At 35.6% G+C, this 18,770-nt stretch carries 16 protein-coding genes and 1 pseudogene; 10 read left to right on the forward strand and 7 right to left on the reverse strand.

Annotation, left to right across the window (positions count from 1 at the left end; genetic code table 11):
• Positions 1-230 precede the first annotated feature (230 nt).
• The 3 genes from CEF19_RS03580 (at position 231) to CEF19_RS03590 (ending at position 4,827) form a co-directional block, all read left to right on the forward strand.
• Positions 231-1,205 carry a CgeB family protein gene (locus CEF19_RS03580; RefSeq protein ID WP_100404800.1) on the forward strand — a complete coding sequence of 325 codons (975 nt, stop codon included), beginning with the start codon at positions 231-233 and terminating at the stop codon, positions 1,203-1,205.
• 369 nt (positions 1,206-1,574) lie between these two features.
• Complete coding sequence (locus CEF19_RS03585; protein WP_100404801.1) at positions 1,575-2,867, forward strand: nucleotide sugar dehydrogenase; 1,293 nt, start codon at positions 1,575-1,577, stop codon at positions 2,865-2,867.
• 691 nt (positions 2,868-3,558) lie between these two features.
• Positions 3,559-4,827: an FG-GAP-like repeat-containing protein gene (locus CEF19_RS03590; RefSeq protein WP_100404802.1), complete on the forward strand. Its 1,269-nt coding sequence runs from the start codon at positions 3,559-3,561 to the stop codon at positions 4,825-4,827.
• A gap of 294 nt (positions 4,828-5,121) precedes the next feature.
• Here CEF19_RS03590 and CEF19_RS24180 read toward each other — a convergent pair whose 3' ends face one another.
• Positions 5,122-5,280: a transposase gene (locus CEF19_RS24180; RefSeq protein WP_157801068.1), complete on the reverse strand. Its 159-nt coding sequence runs from the start codon at positions 5,278-5,280 to the stop codon at positions 5,122-5,124.
• A gap of 618 nt (positions 5,281-5,898) precedes the next feature.
• Here CEF19_RS24180 and CEF19_RS03595 point away from each other — a divergent pair.
• Both CEF19_RS03595 and CEF19_RS03600 read left to right on the forward strand, forming a co-directional pair.
• Positions 5,899-7,113: a glycosyltransferase family 4 protein gene (locus tag CEF19_RS03595; RefSeq protein ID WP_100404803.1), complete on the forward strand. Its 1,215-nt coding sequence runs from the start codon at positions 5,899-5,901 to the stop codon at positions 7,111-7,113.
• The gene (locus CEF19_RS03600) at positions 7,110-7,823 is read left to right on the forward strand and encodes a hypothetical protein (RefSeq protein ID WP_100404804.1); all 714 of its coding nucleotides are present in this window, start codon (positions 7,110-7,112) and stop codon (positions 7,821-7,823) included. The genes CEF19_RS03595 and CEF19_RS03600 overlap by 4 nt, the downstream gene beginning before the upstream one ends.
• Before the next feature lie 607 nt (positions 7,824-8,430).
• On the opposite strand, the gene CEF19_RS03605 is transcribed toward CEF19_RS03600, so the two are convergent.
• The 4 genes from CEF19_RS03605 to CEF19_RS03620 form a co-directional block, all read right to left on the reverse strand.
• A complete protein-coding gene (locus CEF19_RS03605) occupies positions 8,431-9,150 on the reverse strand; it encodes a hypothetical protein (RefSeq protein ID WP_100404805.1) in 720 nt (239 codons plus the stop codon).
• A gap of 137 nt (positions 9,151-9,287) precedes the next feature.
• On the reverse strand, positions 9,288-9,581 hold the full coding sequence (locus CEF19_RS03610) for a hypothetical protein (protein ID WP_100404806.1): 294 nt from the start codon (positions 9,579-9,581) through the stop codon (positions 9,288-9,290).
• A gap of 4 nt (positions 9,582-9,585) precedes the next feature.
• Positions 9,586-10,842: a glycosyltransferase family 4 protein gene (locus CEF19_RS03615; RefSeq protein WP_100404807.1), complete on the reverse strand. Its 1,257-nt coding sequence runs from the start codon at positions 10,840-10,842 to the stop codon at positions 9,586-9,588.
• 150 nt (positions 10,843-10,992) lie between these two features.
• Positions 10,993-11,568 (reverse strand): histidine phosphatase family protein, encoded by a 576-nt coding sequence (locus CEF19_RS03620; RefSeq protein ID WP_100404808.1) that lies wholly within the window; start codon positions 11,566-11,568, stop codon positions 10,993-10,995.
• Positions 11,569-11,801: 233 nt separating this feature from the next.
• On the opposite strand from CEF19_RS03620, the gene CEF19_RS03625 reads away from it, so the two are divergent.
• Positions 11,802-13,346 (forward strand): glycosyltransferase, encoded by a 1,545-nt coding sequence (locus tag CEF19_RS03625; protein ID WP_100404809.1) that lies wholly within the window; start codon positions 11,802-11,804, stop codon positions 13,344-13,346.
• Between the two features lie 603 nt (positions 13,347-13,949).
• Positions 13,950-14,139, forward strand: a pseudogene (locus CEF19_RS24185) (IS4 family transposase); the annotation flags it as partial.
• Between the two features lie 391 nt (positions 14,140-14,530).
• Here the strand turns inward: CEF19_RS24185 and CEF19_RS24415 are convergent.
• A complete protein-coding gene (locus CEF19_RS24415; RefSeq protein ID WP_227522130.1) occupies positions 14,531-14,974 on the reverse strand; it encodes a hypothetical protein in 444 nt (147 codons plus the stop codon).
• Positions 14,943-15,080: a glycosyltransferase family 2 protein gene (locus tag CEF19_RS24420; RefSeq protein WP_157800874.1), complete on the reverse strand. Its 138-nt coding sequence runs from the start codon at positions 15,078-15,080 to the stop codon at positions 14,943-14,945. The genes CEF19_RS24415 and CEF19_RS24420 overlap by 32 nt, the downstream gene beginning before the upstream one ends.
• Positions 15,081-15,412: 332 nt before the next feature.
• Between CEF19_RS24420 and CEF19_RS03645 the strand changes: the two genes are divergently transcribed.
• The 3 genes from CEF19_RS03645 to CEF19_RS03655 all read left to right on the forward strand — a co-directional run bounded on the left by CEF19_RS03645 (position 15,413) and on the right by CEF19_RS03655 (position 18,732).
• Positions 15,413-16,396, forward strand: coding sequence for an NAD-dependent epimerase/dehydratase family protein (locus tag CEF19_RS03645; protein WP_100404812.1), 984 nt, complete (start codon positions 15,413-15,415; stop codon positions 16,394-16,396).
• Entirely contained in the window at positions 16,396-17,334 is a 939-nt protein-coding gene (locus CEF19_RS03650; RefSeq protein ID WP_100404813.1) for an NAD-dependent epimerase/dehydratase family protein, read from the forward strand. Before CEF19_RS03645 ends, CEF19_RS03650 begins: the two co-directional genes overlap by 1 nt.
• 162 nt (positions 17,335-17,496) lie before the next feature.
• The gene (locus CEF19_RS03655) at positions 17,497-18,732 is read left to right on the forward strand and encodes a glycosyltransferase (protein ID WP_100404814.1); all 1,236 of its coding nucleotides are present in this window, start codon (positions 17,497-17,499) and stop codon (positions 18,730-18,732) included.
• Positions 18,733-18,770 lie beyond the last annotated feature (38 nt).

Genomic DNA, 18,770 nt, shown 5'->3' on the forward strand with positions numbered 1-18,770 from the left:
TTTTAAGAGAGGCTATGGGTGGAACAATTTCCAATCTTTCGCTCAACCTTTTTTGCACACGCTCTATTTGAGCGTGCGCAAAGCTTCCATGCCTTAGTCAGACGCTGGCTCAAGTTAGATTTTTGAAACATCCTAAATTTAAATGAACCCTCAATCTAGATACTAATTTCGTAATCCAGAAATAGAATATAGATAACCTCGACGAGAAACAATAATAGGGAGGAAATAATGTGAAAATACTTTTTATTCCTTCTCAGTATAGACAAATCTATTCATTCATCGATTCTGCAATCATTCATGCTATAAAGCATTCAAAACATGAATGTATCGTTTTAAAAGAAAGACCCTCAGACGGTTCAATTTGGTCGGCCGTTATCTCACACAAGCCTGACCTCATCTTAACAATGGTCGATTTTAAATTCCCTCCTAAAACATTAACTTGTTTAAAACGTTCAAGTATTAAACGAGCGATTTGGATGACTGAAGACCCCTTCTATATAGATAAAACCATCGAGCTAATCCAGGATTACGATTACGTTTTTACAATTGATACTGCTGCTCGTAATAAATATAAAGAACAGGGGCACAACTGTGTTTTTCACCTATCTTTAGGGGCTAATCAGAATATTTATACCCCTAAACAAGTACCTTCCATATTTCTTAATGATATTTGTCTTATAGGTTATCCCTACCCCAATCGAATTAGATTGATAAACTTTTTGCTAAGAGCTACAACCTACCAAATTCAAGTAGTAGGACCTAATTGGTATGACCAAGTTAAATACTCGAGAAATTCTTCACAGTTAAAAGTCCAAAATAAATGGATTGAGCCAAAGGCTGTTATCAATTATTATAACGGTGCTAAAATTGTACTAAATACACACCGTACGTATAATGAAACATCAAATAAAAATCGACATAACGTCGTAAATAAAAGTATCAATAATCGAACCTTCGAAATTGCTTGCTGCGGGGCTTTCCAGCTTATTGAGTTTAAGGAAGATTTACCACTTTATTTTATAGAAGGAGAAGAAATTGTCTCTTTTACAACACCAAATGATCTGCTTGAGAAGCTACACTATTATATTCAAAACGAAAAAGAACGTAGAATGATTGCGAGGAAAGCTAGGGGAAGAGTCTTAGATGAACATACTTTTTATGATCGAATTAATACGATGTTAGAACTGATTGAAAAACAGTTTTGAAAAATTCAGACGGGATCAGCTTACTTTAATCTAGGATAAGAGGCGAACTTCCTTAATACATTTACTTATTTGTCACGTCTTGCTATGTTCTTCTTTCCCTTGTAATCTTGATTCGTTATATATGATATTTAAACGAGTTTCCCCAAACAACAGATATGAATCGCTTTAAGTTTGTAATTTAAGGATTTACCGAATAAATGTTTCTTTATTACACGAGTAAAGGGAATAAACGTGAATCCGTTCCCCTATACCGTTTTCCCTTATGATTTCAGTTCAATTTTTTGTCTATGATAATTCAAGACATACATCTATACCATCTGGTTTCTCCTTTCATAAGCTATAAAATACAAACAATAAAGGAGGAACAAAATGCAAACAAGTAAACAACGTTCTATCGCTGTTATTGGTTTAGGTTTTGTCGGATTACCCTTATGTCAGTTGTTTCTACAAAATGGTTATACGGTACATGGAATAGATGTGGATGAAGCAAAACTGAAAAACATTTCCCAAGGTTACAGCAATAATCCAGATGTCGACAATAGCTATTTGACACAATGTGTAAACGAAAATCGCTTTTACCTTCATGAAACAGGCAAAGGTGTTACCGACGCTGAAGCTATTCTTATCTGCGTTCCAACACCGTTAACGAATAAGGGTGAACCAGATCTTAAATTTGTCAATAAAGCAATAACGAATATTATGCCATACTTGAAACCGTATCAACTTATTAGTTTGGAAAGTACCACGTACCCAGGAACAACAGAGGAATTAATTCTTCCTAAACTTAAAGAAAAGGGATTTCAAGTTGGAGACGATATTTTTCTCGCCTACTCTCCTGAACGGATAAACCCAGGAAGCGATATACCTCTAAGTGAAATTCCGAAGGTTGTAGGTGGTATGACCCCAAATTGTTTGGAAAAAGCTAGTCTGATTTATCAAAGTGTCTTTGATGAGGTCTGTAAAGTATCCTCAACACGTGCCGCAGAGATGACAAAAATACTAGAGAACACGCAGCGCTTTATTAATATCTCTTTTATTAATGATTTCGCGATACTTTGTGGAAAAATGGATATTGATGTGCACGAAGTAATTGATGCAGCTAGCACGAAACCATACGGATTTACCCGCTATACACCTGGTGCGGGAATTGGTGGTCATTGCATTCCTATTGACCCTATGTATCTTTCTTGGAAAGCAAAAGAGTACAATCACGAGACACCATTCATCAAGATAGCGGATGAAATAAATAAATTAATGCCCACTTACGTCGCAAATAAAATAAAAGACTACCTATTAGCTAAGGCGAATAAACCATCCCCTTCAGTACTTCTTATTGGTGTCGCTTATAAAAAAGACGTTAATGACGTTCGAGAATCCAGTGCCCTTCCAATCATGAAATATTTACTGGCAGATGGTATCCAAGTCGACTACTTTGACTCTTATGTACCTTCTGTTTATGTGGATTCAAAAGAATATCATTCGATCAATGAAACTTCGCTCCCCTCATCTAATTACGACGTTGCAATCGTCTTAACGGAGCACAGCAATATCCCATATGAAAAGATTTTTTCTTTCGTTTCAGATGTCATTGATTTGAGGCATCTCTTTTTCCACACGTCTAATGACCCTAAGAAAAATAGGAACAGAAATAAAGACGTATGAGCAACGTATTAATTGAAGGTGCATCTTGATTTATAGTTTCTCCCCTTTTAGAACATGAAAGGGGAGAAACTCATCGGTCGATGCTTAATCCAGCCGGACAATAGGATATGAAAGATGGAGAATTTCGAGAATAAAAACAGAGCTATACGTACGAAAAATAAATAGTACTGTTTTAAAAAGGAAGTGTTTCGTATAAACAAAGACAACCAATTACTATCCCTTCTATATATTTCTGTATATTCAGGGGATCAATGCAATGAAATTCGGTTAATCGATTATATAAAACTATTGATGATTCTATTATGGGTATACGCCATAGAAACTTAAAAGACAAAAAAGCAAAATGAAGAAAGAGATTCGAAACGCGAAGTTAACACCAATTATTGAATTTAGTTGCTAACTTTGATTGTATATATATCGTTCTCCCGTTAAATATAGGGGACTATTCCAAGTATAGAGCTGTGCGAAAAAGGAATAACCCCTTTTTTAATTGGAAGATACTAAAATCGCAAAAAAATGTAGTAACCTCACATATAAAATAGTTTATCAACCTATTTATTGGTGATAACAGATTGCATAAATATTCTCAGCAACACTTTATTCAACACTCTACGATGAGAAATAAAAAAATTATTATGGATTTAAATTCCATTCTTTATAAGAATGAGAGACCGTTAGGAGGAATCTATTAGTGAAGCATAAGCCTTTCTATCTTATGGATATCTGGTATGGAGAGCAATGCATAGATTTATTTGGAAACTATTTAGAAGTTGGCGATGTTGATGGAGACGGGATCGATGAAATTATCGTTTCATCTCCAACAGCTTCATTTATTAATCGTAAAAATAGCGTTAACCCAGAAGAGCGTATTAGCTCTGGTAAGGTAACTGTGATGAAGGGGAAAAATAAACGTGTTCTATTTGAATGGGGCGGGCAGGATAACTATGTCCACTTTGGGTATGCCGTAGCACTTGGTGATATAAATGGGGATGGAACTCCAGAAATTATTATCTCTTCCCCATATGAAGGATATGAAGAATTGATAGAATGTGGGGCAGTTCGCGTTTTCTCAGGTGTAACAGGTAAACTCTTAAAAACGATATTTGGAAGTCAAAGCTATCAAAGATTAGGTTACACATTGGCTACGGGTGATATTAATAAAGACGGCTTTGATGACTTAATCATTTCGTCCTCTCTTTTCGATGAAGAAGGTAAGAAAGATACAGGTAAAGTAGAGATATATTCTGGTAAAGATGCTTCTCTCCTTCATTCTTTTTCAATCCCTGAAAAAGAACAATTTGGTTATTCTCTTGCGGTTGCTGATATTAACAACGATGGTCATCAAGATATTATTATCGGAGCTCCTGAAGCATCTACAGATGAAAAGATAAGATGTGGAAAAGTATATGTATATTCAGGAATAAATAGGGAATTAATGTTTCATATTGAAGGTACAAAATCTAGGAATTGCATTGGAACCTCATTAGGAGTTGCTGATGTAAACGGTGATCGCCAAGTCGAAATTGTCATCGGTAGTGGCTTAGCGAGCTCTAATGGGTATATACAAAATGGACAAATTTTAGCCTTTTCAGGTCAAGGTAAATTCCTATTTGGTGTACATGGTGACTATCATCATTTATCGCTAGGGAAAAAAATCGTTTTATATGATTTAGATGGTGATGGTATCAAGGAAATTATCGGTGGAACCAGTGGTAGCTATGTAATCATTCTGAATGGGACAACAGGTAAAGCAATCAAAAAAATATACGGTGAAGAGAACGTATTTTTTAGTGCTTCTTTAGCTGCTGGAGATATTAATGGAGATAAAAAAACAGAGTTACTGATTAGTTCGTTAGCTACTCGACATGAAGGAGAATTAAAAGGCGCCATTTATTTATTTTCTACAGATCCACAATACCCTAAAAGAGGAAGCTTCATAAATCCAAATAAGAAGGGTTAAACATATAAGGGGACTGGTTATATATGTATGAATGACGTTATATTTTGGCACATGTTTGAATAGTCGGGTTGTCATCTAATTAGCAAATCAAGATCTGGATAGGGTTCTAAAATCACTCATCCTATCATCTTAAAGAAGGAAATTGGCACGCTAAGAAAGGTAAGCAACTACTGCTTCTAAAGAGAAGATCAAAGGAATTTTGTCTCTAAGCTGCCTGTTTTTCATTAGCTTTACCAGTACATCCAAAAATACACCCAGACGAAAGTGCTCGACATTTCGATAGCCATATGATCGTCATTTGATGTTTTTGACTTTGTTCCTTCTATTCGACCGCTTGTATAACGAAGTGAGAAAGTACTGGAGGATTGGAGCTATCCAATTCTCTAGTGTTTTGGCAACCTCATGGTAAGCGGGAAATGGACTAGCTTTTGCTTGGTCAATCCATTCCTCCAGGAGTGCGCTTGGAGTGCTTCACCAGTGTCATAGTCCTTCGCATGATAGAATTCGTGAAACAGCTCTTTTAAGTAATAGGCCAAAGCCAGTTCTTCATGTTCATCTAGCCACTCTTCTAACCTTTACTTTTGTCGTTCAGTTAGTTTCTCATACCCTTTTAATAGGGCAAATCATCCCTTTTTAAGCGATGGAGACTGCTTCCAAGGATTCTCTAAAGCTTTTAACCTAACATCGTTGCTAGATGAAAAACTGTGTCACACCCCTCCATAGTTTCACTTGGTTCAAGAAGCCTGACTACCTGTTAATATATCATCCAAAACCTAATGCACTTTTTGTAAAAGACGTTCCACTAAATGCACCACAGTAACCAGAATTTCAATATTGATTCCCCCTATATAAGAACTTCCTCCTAGTACAAAATCTATAAGCATCCTATGTCAACTTAGTTTCAATACAACGCCCTTATTTTTATAAAATGGCTAATGTAATCTTATATTTAAAGCCATTAATTCTTTTCGCCACTTATTTTCCTGCCTAAAACAAGTGAAATCGCCCATTCCACTTGTGGGTTCAAGACATAGGATATAAAGATATTTGAATCAGGAGAGGATGAAGTGAATGAGAATTCTGTTGGCTACTTATTGGTATCTCCCGCATGTTGGAGGTGTATCGACCCACGTCTATGCATTGAAGCAGGAACTGGAACGTTTAGGTCATGAGGTGGATATTCTTGCCCACCATCCAGACATGCAAAAATATTACATGCCGAACAATGGACGGTTTCTTGAGAAGTCGAAGGTGAAGGATTTAATTTATGAGAAGGTGCTTGGATTTTATAAAGAAAATATTTCACAGGTAGATCCGTGGATCAGATGGAGAGAGATTGAACGCTACAGTTACGAAGCAGCAGCATCCGTATTTGGTCTGACAAAATATGATTTAATTCATACACATGATATAGTTTCCACCAGGGCAATATGGCGTGTGAAACCGAAAGAGGTTCCATTAATCGCAACAATTCATGGTTGTCTAGCAACAGAACATATTATAGGGGGAGAGATAAAGAACAGAGATAGTCTCCAATGGCAATATGTATCGGCTGAGGAGTTCTATGGGACGACATCTAGTAACATCACTATTGTGCCAACTCAGTGGCTTAAAGATGTGATGATCAACGACTTTAATATTCCAGCAGAGCATGTCACAGTTATCCCTTATGGAATGGATATTGATAGGTTTATGGAAAAAATGGAAAAATCACCAAAGTTGGAACGTCCAACAGATAAGAAGTTAATTGTCTGCCCGGCCCGTCTAGTTCCAGTAAAGGGTCAACAGTACCTGTTAGACGCACTGGCCCGACTCAAACAGGAACGAACCGATTGGCTCTGCTGGATAATTGGTGACGGGAAATCACGCCGACAATTGGAACAGCAGGCAGAACAGTTAAATATAGTTGAGGAAGTTACTTTTTTGGGGAATCGGGAGGATGTTCCCACCCTTCTAAAGCAAGCTGATATATTCGTCCTACCCAGCCTCCAGGATAACCAACCTTTTTCCGTTATGGAAGCACAAGTCGCAGCTAAAGTGGTGGTTGTTTCGAATTCAGGCGGAATCCCTGAAATGGTGGAACACGGCAAGACAGGTTTTATCGTACCTGCTGGAGAAAGTGAACCTCTATTTAAAAATTTAAAAAAACTTCTCGCAAATGATGCTCTTAGAAATGAGTTAGCCGAGAGTGCTCAGAAATTTGCTTTGGAACAATGGTCACTGCAAACCATGATGGACCGCATATTTGAGGTTTATAAAATGATTGTCGGGAGGGAGTTTCGTTGATTAACAAACAGAAGATGACAATGACATCTGGAAAAAATTATCAGAATCTGACGAAAAATAAAAACAAACAAATGAATAGAATGACCGAGGGACTCACTTCTCATAACCAGAAACCGCAGACACAGAGCGCGTCTATGAATGATAAAAACAAACAAATGAATAGAATGACCGGGGGACTCACAGCGCGTAACCAGAAACTGCAGACACAGAATGTATCTCTGAAAGATGAAATTAAAAAAATGAAAAAGATGACCGAGGGACTCACAGAAGATAACCAGAAATTGCAGACACAGAACGTCAATCTGTCCATGGAGAATAAGAAACTAAAAACGGAAAATGAAAAACTCCTGTTAGAGAACGCGAAACTAAAAACAGAAACAACTAACGACATCAAAGCGGAAACGGAAGACCAGTCTCCTGAAGGTGCTGTTCCATTGAATTCCAACTGGAATTCTTTGAGTCTTGGTACAGAAATGTACGAATCGCTGTTCTCGTGTAAAGTTGATACACCTCAAGTATGGATTGATCCACTTGTATGGAATATATTTTACGCAGCTGTTCCATCTGAATACTCGATTCCCGACTCAAAATTTGTTAATATTCTGAGTACGAATGTAGCCCGCGAACTTCTGAAACCGGCTTTTACGTCAGATCAATCCCTGAAATTAAATTCTTTTCTAGATAAACTGACTCACAATTCTAAGAATTGAAAGGATACCCCCTAAATCAAATAAAAATAAAACCAAATGAAGACCAGGATTCACTTTAACCTGGCCTTCATTTTCCCCCTATTATTTACCTTAACCAACAGTTTTTCTATTATTGACAGTTACTTTTGAAAAAACTCATTGGTTATTGTGACAGTTAACCTCTGTATTTGCTGAACCAGCCACTCCTTTCTTTCTCTTTATTAAAAGCTTCGATACCTTTTTATAGTCAATTGCTGTAATTCATCATGATGTGTACCGCCCCGTGCTATCATAAAGTTCTTGAGATTCATTCCTATTCCAACCTATAACTCCCGCGAAAAAATCTACGGGTGTTACTCTGTGGATTACAAGACTGATAAATGATGAACGAGGCTTTTTTTGCTCATGATCTTGTTCACCTTTTTATTTTCCCCTATTTGGATATTGTCCCATTGTTCATCATAGGATAATAAATCGACCTGATGAACCTTTTGCTCTAAACCTTTTGAAAAATATCAATTAGACGGGAACGACCATTTTATCTCCCACATTAAGATCATTCTTTTGACCAAAATAATCTGCTGTTCTCCCTTTTCGATCTATATTTCTTTTATTCTACTAGTTACTATCAAATTTCATCATTTTCTCTTTTATTTTTACTTTCTACAATTAAAACTTCGTTAAGCTGGGATAATTCACTATTGAACTGGGCAGCAACCTCTTCTATATTAGAATCTTCGTTATCATCTACTTTTACGATAGATTTTTTTTGAACGTTTGTTGATTCCGAAGGCATGTTCATATACATGTCTGTATTTTGGTTTTCTAACCATGGTGCAGTTCCAGGACCGGTGCCTGGTGCAGTTCCAGGGCCGGTATAAGGTCCTGTTCCTAAGCCTTTATTCATGGGCATATTAGGGGTTTTAGTCATTCCAAATTCATCAGCACCTTTTTCCTTTACCTTGCGAATCCAGGCTAGTTTTTCTTCAACAGTTAAGCTAAGGGGGATTAAATCTTGAATATGCTGAGGAATGTTTTCAAGCTTAGTATCTAGAACGTAATCTATCAACTTTTGTAGCTTTTCATCTCTTGAATCATAGGATTCTGACAAAAATGACAAGTCTCCCTCCTCTTTATTCTCAGCTGGTTTCATATAATATTGATTCATTCCTCCGGGAAATAAGCCAACTGTTTTAGCCTTTAAAACCCATCCCAATTTGTCTTCTGGTGATAATTGGGACGGAACCAACTGATGATAATGTTCTGATATTGAATCTAGTTCAACTTGTAAGATTTGGAGTACTTGTTGCTCAAGTTCCTTTGTTCTTTCCGTACTTCTTTGACTCATTAGGTTATTTCTCCTTTCATAAATATTTTTATAAAGTAGTTGACAATATATAATAAATTTATACAGATATTTTATTAATAGAATATGTCATAAACTTATATTTGATTGGACGTATTATAAAATTTAATTTGAAAGCTTTATTTTATAAAAATGTTTTTTAAACGAATAACATCTGGGATTATATAATCCTGTGGTAATAAATGCTTTATTTGTTTTGTAAGCTCTTCTTCATCTTGCCTGATGATTTCGGTTTCATTTTTTAACCATTCTTGCACCGATATAGTTGGTAGTGAAATCGCTGATCGGTGTACATTAGATAGCATCTCCGTATCAGGCAGCGAATAGGAAGGAGATAATTTATTCTTTAATGCTGCCCACTGTCTAGGATCAGGCTTCTTGTCAAAAGAATAAGCAAATATACTATTTTTCAAACGCTCACCTCCCTTTTTTCTTATTGTTAGTAGCAGGATGGATTGGTTGATCACCTTTGAGAACTTTGATATATTCTTTTATCGTATTTACAGCTAATGCTTTGGAGGACCATTTTTTTCTACCCACACGCTTTTCAATATCATTTAAATGTAGATATAGTTTATTATCCCCTATGAGTCTTGAAATTTGTTCCTTCAAATCCATACTATTTTCTTTTTCAAATAATAATCCTGTTTCACCATCTATAATCATTTCTGGAATACCACCTGCAGTAGAAGCTATCACAGGGAGTCCTATGACCTGTGCTTCCATAATGGAGAACGGTAAGTTATCCTGTAAGGATGGCAAAATCATAATATCTGCTATTCTCATTAATGATGGAACATCTTTTCGATCCCCTAAAAATTTGACATGTTCTTTTAAACCTAACTTCTCGACGGTTGCGACTAGTATCTCCTTTAAGTCCCCATCTCCTGCTAACCAACAGACAAAGTCAGTCCTTTCTTTTTTTAGTGAATGTAAGGCATGTAACAATGTTTTATGCCCTTTTACAGGCACTAAACGAGCAGGACAGAAAAGAATCCAGTGATTTTCACTTTTCATGTGTTCTAATTCATTTGGCTTACGATAACGTTTCATGAATAATTCAATATCCATACCATATGGGATCACTTCCAAATGTTGTGACGGCACCTGGAAATTTTCATTTAATTCGTTGTACAGCCATTTAGTAGGTACAATGGTTCTATTTGATGAAGTAGCACCATGAAATTCTTCATCACTTACATAAACCCATTGAACACTATCTTTTCCTGGAATATTCTCCGCAATAACATGTTCTTTTGCTAATAAGCCATGAATCGTAGATATTAATGGAACATGCTTTGGTTTCACTCTCCATAATGCCCGCGTCGAAATAATATCTTGAGTATGAATCAAATCATACTGCTCCAGATCAAATAATACAGAGCATAACTCCATAGTATAACGCTCAATATCTCTCCACCGAACCCATGGCTCTACATGGGGTAAAAATCTTTGGTAAAACTGATTGACCTTTTCATATACGATCGCTTTTATTTTCATTTTATTCTCTTTTTTATTGCCATTAACTAAATAATAGTGAACCATATCTGGGTGTTGTGCAAGAACATCAACTTCATGACCAAGGAGTTCAAGTTCTTTTTTTAATAAATTTACATACTCATTAACACCACCGACATGTGGTAAGTACCAATAGGTGGCTAATAAAATTTTCAAGTGATTTCCCTCCTTGTTAAAAACGATTTAAAATCAGTGAACTATTATATCTTATTTAGATTTATTATAAGAGTAACGGCATATAACCGAGGTATTAATGATGTTGGTGAATTATCACGTAACCTAGATTTGTCAAACGGCCATTCTTCGTCAATTTCTAAAATCATTTTGATTGATTGCAGAGATACGCCAAGAGAAATTAGAGCAAATTAATGTTGTAATGCTTGTGTTATTGAAGCTGGTCTCAAGTAGAAATCTATCCAGTCGACTTAAAACAGCGTTCATCCATGCACCATGTGTTACAACGATGACAACTGTTCCACGATGTTTTTTTTCTAAAAAGTGCAATAGATTCCATCCTCTCTTTTGCACTTCTTCTATTGATTCACCGCCAAATGTAATAATAAGTTTGTCCGTAACCGCACCCCACTTTTCCTCTATTTTTTTACGATGTAAACCTTCTAAATAACCAAAAGACCTCTCCATGAGAGCTGACTCGCTTTTCACTTCGCTCCCTTGCTGCCCTATGATGAGTGCTGTTTCTCTAGCTCGATTCAATGGACTCGTATAAACAGTAGCCACTTGAACAGCCGTCAGACAATTTGCTAGGTAAAGCGCTTGTTTTCTTCCTGTTGCATTTAAAGGAGTATCGGATTTCCCTTGTAACCGTTGCTCCTTATTCCAGTCCGTTTCCCCATGACGAATTAAGTGAATAATTGTTCTCATTCGATTTCCCTCCCTCGATTTATTTTTGGCTACTCTTTGTTCTCATAGATTATGCCGAAAACAATTCAGGGAACACAGACAAAGATGATAACGACAATAATTAGGTATACTTCCGAGATTTAATGACTAAAGCATTTTAAACTGGCGAGCATAAAATAATTAAGTATGGCAAAGAAGATACATCCTGCGTCTGGCGTATATAAAAATGACAGAAAGGAAGGAAAACAAATAATATGAAGATATTATTAGCATGTTATAAATCATTTCCTCGATTTGGAGGGACATCGGAATATATGAATCAGTTGTATAAAAAATTAACCAAATTGGGACATCAGGTCGATATTTTGGCCCATAAGCCGGGAATGAACGAAATTTACTTGGGAGAGCAGAGCATTCAGAAAAAGCCTATCAAAGATCAAGTTGAGTCTAGGCTAAACCAAATGTATCGTGAAAAATATCCTCATTTTAGCAGTTGGATGCTTTGGCGTGAAATTGAATGCTATACGTATAGATTTGCAGCACAGAAATTCGACTTGAGTGGTTACGACATTATTCATGCGCAGGATATTATTTCCGCAAGAGGATTACGCGGAGTATGTGGATCTGTTCCTCTAGTGGGGACATTTCATAACTGCAAAACAAAGGAATGGTACACGAGCGGTGAATATAAGAGAAAGACAGAATTGGAATTGCAGTTTATCGCAAACGAAGAATTGACAAGCGCTCTATCTGTAGATCACTTAATCATACCTTGCAATTGGTTGAAGAGTGCACTAAGCAGGTTGGGGAAGCTTACCACAGACATTTCCATCTTCCCTTATGGAATTGACATTGACTATTTTTATCAAAGATCAAGTGAACCTACTTTAATGAAAAGGGAGCAAAGATTAGTCATCTCCTGCCCTGCTCGATTAGTTCCTATAAAAGGACATACCTATCTCTTATCCGCCTTGCAAACACTAAAAAAACGTAGACGTTCTTTTATATGCTGGATCATCGGCGAAGGATTTCTTATGGAGTCGTTACAGAAAAAAGCAAAAGATCTTGGACTTGAAAGTAACGTTGTGTTTCTAGGTGGAAGAAACGATGTACCTTCCTTATTAAAACAGTCCGACATTGTCGTTTTACCTACAATACACGATACATTGCCTTTTACGGTGATGGAAGGACAACTGGCAGGAAAACCGGTAGTTGCCTCTGACGTTGGCGGTGTATCAGAAATGATAGAGAACAGAAAAACAGGTCTTTTGGTTAAACCGAAAGACAGCAATACATTGGCGGACTGTCTTGATGAGTTGTTAGGTTCGGAAAGGTTGCGAATTGAATTGGGAGCATTAGCACGTGATTGGGCCCAAATAAGATGGTCGAATGATGATATGATTCGAAAAACACTTGATGTATACCAGAAAACGCAAGAAAAAAGGATAATTAAGGAAATAAAAACAAATAATCGCTTTCCAGACATGGATTTTCTAAGAACAATGGAGGGTTGCGATTCTTCGACTGCCAACTTGAATAATTCCGAATCAAGCATTTCAGGATCGGTGGTAAATGGAGTAAACAAACCTGTTAAACACGCCGCGGTACACTTAATTGACCATTCCAATATCGTTTTAAGAAGTACGTTTTCCGACGTATTAGGAAGATTCATGTTTACAGAGATACCCATCGGCAAATATTCAATCATGATATGGAAAGAAGGATATCATCAACCAAACTCGATTAATGTCGAATTAGAAAGGGGTCAGATAAATAATCTTAGCATGAGGTTGATATAAAAAGAAAAAAATAATCATGTTTTGCAGATTGTCGAGAAGCCCCTGCTTTTTCTTAAAAGGCAAACCACCTCTCAACAAGCTGAGAGGTGGTTTGCCATCTTTTCTAGTTCTGCGCTGTAGTTCTCCAACAAAATATAAGTGTTGACAAAAAAATATATAAAAATCTGGTAAGGGTTTTCCTGAATAATACGAAGCAAATAAAGTTATATTCTCATCAGAGGGACTCTGTTACCTTAGATATGATGATGAGCTTTCTTATCTTCAGAAGTTATTTAAAGGGGTAGAAGTTTATCCTATTATTTACCTTAGAGAAACATTTTTTTTACACAGTTATCGCTCACAATTAAATAGAATGGGCATTCCTTTCTCTGGTGACCCCAATTCATTTGCTTATGTTCAAGATGACACATGGCTTACAGAATATGATGATCTAATAAATATATACGGAAGGTACTTGGCCACGATCATTTAACTATTTTTCATTATGAAGATGTGTTAGCAAGTGATGGAAGCATTATCCCCTCTTTTCTAAAGACAATTTATATACCTAGTAAACTGTCTGATACCTCTGCATATTGGTACAACAAATCACCAAATAAATAAGTAAATGAAATTGATTGGGTTGTAGCTTTACAGCAATTAATCGAACTTCTTGAAAATACCCTGAAACAGTCAAATAAGAAAATCCAGAAACTTATCACAAGTTAACTTCAGCAATGGATTGCCGGTCTGCCTAACTAATATCAAGGCTTATTTGTCGATCTCAGTCTGCAAAGTTTGGGTTTATTATTAATAAAATTGTTTTATGAAAAGTTGAATTCATAAGAAAAAAGACTTTACCATTGCTAATATGGTTAAGTCTTTTTTTATGTTAACCTCTTTTTAACCTTTCTCTTAATGAATTATCCAATATTTCCGCCGCAAGTGATACATGTACTATCCTTAGCTCGGACAACTTCTTGCTGCAGCTTCATTTTACTGATTGCGAATCTTTTATAAAAATCGAGAAATGCCTGTGGTTTTGTTCAATCTTTAACATTCTATTTGATATATTTATTACCTCTACCAGACATTTGCGTCGGATGGAGACGGTAAATAAAGGACTTCAGGAATATTATCGATCATATACCCCTTTTTCAAACACCGTGAGATAAATAAGGAATCGTGTCCAGTAATGGCATGCTTCATGGGAGATTGCGTATTAACCCGCCTACGTCATCAAAAATGCTACCACGAAGCAACAAAGTCCCAAAACTGGCTCCTGAACTAACTTTCTCATATTTTGCTTTGATTTTCTCAAAACAGTATTGAATCCACTTTGGCACATATTTCACTTTAGGATTATTTGTTCTAAACTCTGCAATATTAGTACCCACCAGCCCAATATGAGAATGTTTGCCGAGAAATGCCTGCTTATGAATCCGGTCGGGATGAGACATGTCGTCGCTTGAACGGCCATATACTCTCCTCTTGCTAAAAACATGCCTGTCGTATTTGCCCCAGCGTACCCAACATTGTAAGGCAAGTTGAGCAATTGGAATCGCTGTTTTTCCATAAGTCGAGCTTGAATCTCTTTGGTTTTTAACCAGGATCGAATCATTTCCTCCGAACGATCCGTAGACCGTCATTCACTATAATAATTTCTATGTCGGGATAAGTTTGAGCAGCTATGCTGTTCAAACAGTCAATGATGTAGGAAGAAGCGTTGAAACAGGGGATAACAACACTAACCAATCCTGGTATTCTTTGAAAGCCATAATTGCTCTCCTTTCTTAATTGAAAAAGATTATATAGTTAATCTATTTTCGAGCTTAGTAGTGGTATAGCCAAATTAACTGATTTTTGTGGAATTGAAGATCCCTCCCAATTCATTTTTATAAATCCCTTCGTGCAAAATTAATTTCTAATTTTCCAACAATGAAATATCCGCTAATAACCATATCAATCAAAATGGTACAAATAACCGTATCAACTTTACCCTTTGAGCAATAACATATATAAACTCATGAATATGATGAAAATATTTTATTTACGTATAAAAACCTATCACCAGGAGGGAGTAACTATTGAAAATACTTGTAACCGGGGGAGCTGGATTTATTGGCTCACATCTCGTAGAACAATTATTAAAAGAAAGGCACTCTGTCGTTACTTTAGATGATTTATCAACAGGGAAAGAGAGCCATTTAAAGAATATACTAGACCATCCTCTACACACTTTTATTAAAGGTTCTGCTTTAGACAGAAACTTGCTTAACGATTTAATCGAAAACTGTGATGCGGTCTTTCATCTGGCAGCTGTTTTAGGGGTGAAAAACACAGTAGAGAATCCTTTAAAAGTTATTGAAGGGAATATTGATGCTACAAGGAATGTACTTGAGCTTGCATGGCCACATAATACAAAGGTTATTTTTGCCTCTACTTCAGAAGTTTATGGAAAAAATGAATCTCTTCCATTTGATGAAGAATCAGATCGAATACTTGGTGCGACAACTAAGCATCGCTGGTGTTATGCAACAGCAAAAGCTTTAGATGAACATTTATGTATGGCATACTCTGAAAAAGGATTACCAGTGACCGTATTACGTTACTTTAATGCCTATGGCCCACGGGCAACTGCTACTCAATACGGAGGAGTTATACCAAAGTTTATTACAGCAGCACTAAAAGGGGAACCGATTACTGTTTATGGAAGTGGTGAGCAATCACGATGCTTTACATTTATTGATGACACTGTCGAAGGAACTTTACTAAGTCTTGACTTTAAACATAATTCTCAGGTATTTAACATCGGTTACGGTCAAGTGATTTCGATTAATCAATTAGCTAAAAAAATTAAAGAATTAACAAATTCACTCTCTCCTATTATTCATCTTTCCTATGAAGAAGCCTATGGAAAAGGATATGAGGATACCCCAAATAGAATCCCGAATATAACGAAGGCTAGAAAACAGTTAAACTTTCAACCTTCTATAAATATTGAAGAAGGGCTGAAAAAAACAATCCAATGGTATAAACAAGAAATCAATACAGTAAGAAGTGATTATTAATGAAAGTTTTAGTGACGGGTGGCGCAGGTTTTATTGGTTCACATATTGTTGATTTATTGATTGATAAAGGATTTAAAGTTGTTGTTGTTGATAATTTAAGTAGCGGAAATAAAGCTTATATATCAGAAAATGCTACGTTCTATGAAGTTGATATTTGTTCCGAAAAAATTGAAGAAATTTTCAGAACAGAAAAACCGACTCATGTGATCCATCAAGCGGCTCAAGTTGACGTTTCTAGCTCAGTAGTAGATCCCGTTTTTGATGCAGAAAATAACATACTAGGAACCGTTCGATTACTAGTATGTAGTCAAAAATATGATATTCAAAAGTTTATTTACGCTTCTTCCTGTGCTGTTTATGGAGAAACAGATAACAGCAGTATTATTGAATCACATCCTTTTCAACCGATTTCTTATTATGGTCTTTCAAAAGGAACACCTGAGATTTATATTAAATTATTTCATAACTTATACGGCATTCCATACACTATATTACGCTATGCAAATGTCTATGGTCCTAGACAAACGCCAAAAGGAGAAGGCGGAGTTGTTTCTATCTTTATTAATAAATTATTAAATAATGAATCTCCTACTATTTTTGGTGACGGAGAACAAAAGCGTGATTTTGTTTATGTTAAGGATGTGGCTACAGCTAACATGTTAGCCCTCGCTCATGGAGAGAATGAAGTATTGAATATTGGTTGTAATGAACAAACAAGCATTAATCAACTTTATCAAATGATTGCTTCAATGCTTTCTAATCCGAATCCTCCCTTATATGGTTCAAAACGTAAAGGAGATATAGCTCACAGTAGGTTAGATTTTGCAAAGGCGAAAAATTTATTAAGCTGGAATCCGGTGTTTAACCTTAAGCAAGGACTAAAAGAAACCTTAAATTATGCCAAAGCTAATTTGAATCAAAACAATGACAATAATTAAAAAATGAAATTGTATATCCGTAGCCTATTAAAATGTTAGGCTACGGTTTTATACAGACCCTAATATTAACTGTATTTTACATTTAAAATACATATTCATGTTCAAAAGTAATACCTCATAAAATTAAGAAATAAATCTCAACAGTTAAAAAGGAGGACAAATGTGGTAAAGCCTAGAGAAATAAAAGCGCTCAACACATCTCTTGTTTCTAATAATGAGAATTTAATTAAAGAGAAAAAACGAACAATCCTATTTTTTGCTCATATCGGGCATAAATCTTTTTTAACAGGCTCTGAAAATTATCTTTTAAATCTAATCAAAGTACTTAGTAATGATTTCAATTGTATCCTTGTATCTCCAACTATGAGTTTGCTAATAAGTGAAGTAAAGCAGTTAAACATTCCTGTTCGTATTATAAATTACCCTATGGTTTGGGAAATTTGGAAACCTACTAAAAACATAGAAAAAGAAACAAATAAGATGAATATTCATACTTCTACTGACCACTTAATGGATTTAATTGAAAAACTACAACCTAGTTTTGTTTTCGTAAATACCAGTGTTAATCTCGTTCCAGCAATCGCAGCAAAAAAAGCTAAGGTACTTGTTATTTGGCTTATTAATGAAGTAATCGAAAATAACCCTTATACTTTAAAGGCTGTACAAACAATTGATTATTTTTCTGACTGGATTGTTGGTATATCTAATACAGTATTACAACCTTTTTTTGAATACAATCTAAACAAAAAAACGTTCTTATTGTATCCAATTACAACTATAAAAAGTGATTTTAAAAGTAATTTATTACACCTAAGAAAAAAGTTAAAAATAAAAGAATCAAGTATTATTGTTGGGTACCTTTCATCATATATTTCTCCTGAAAAAGGTTTGAAACATTTCATTAAAATGGCCGTAGCATTATGTAAAAAACACAAGAACGTTTATTTTTTTATACAAGGAAAGCCAACAAATTTACCTTATTTTAATCAATGTTTAAATCTAATTAAGTCATCTCGTTTTAGAAACAAATTCAATTTATTGCCGTTTGATATAAATGTTTACTACTTTTTTCATTCTGTTGATATCATTGTAATTCCAAGTTTAATTGATGAGGGTTTTCCTTTAGTAGGTCTTGAAAGTTTTCTATACGGAAAACCAGTAGTTGCGTATCGTTCGGGAGGTTTAATTGAACAATTAGAACAATTAAACAACGAAGATCTGCTGGTTAAAAAGGGCGATACTGATGAACTTAAACAAAACGTTTCAAAACTTTTAAAAAACTCAGCTATTCGACAACAAGTAGGTTTAACAAATAAACAAAAAGCTGCTGAACTATTCGGCCCTAATTCCTTTAGGGTTAGATTAAACCGCCTACTAAAAAAAATAGATAACCCATAAGTACCTCCAAAAAATAATTTCCCTCAATAAGCAATATT

Source organism: Bacillus solitudinis, from assembly GCF_002797395.1.
Classification (GTDB): Bacteria; Bacillota; Bacilli; order Bacillales; family Bacillaceae_D; genus Halalkalibacter_A; species Halalkalibacter_A solitudinis.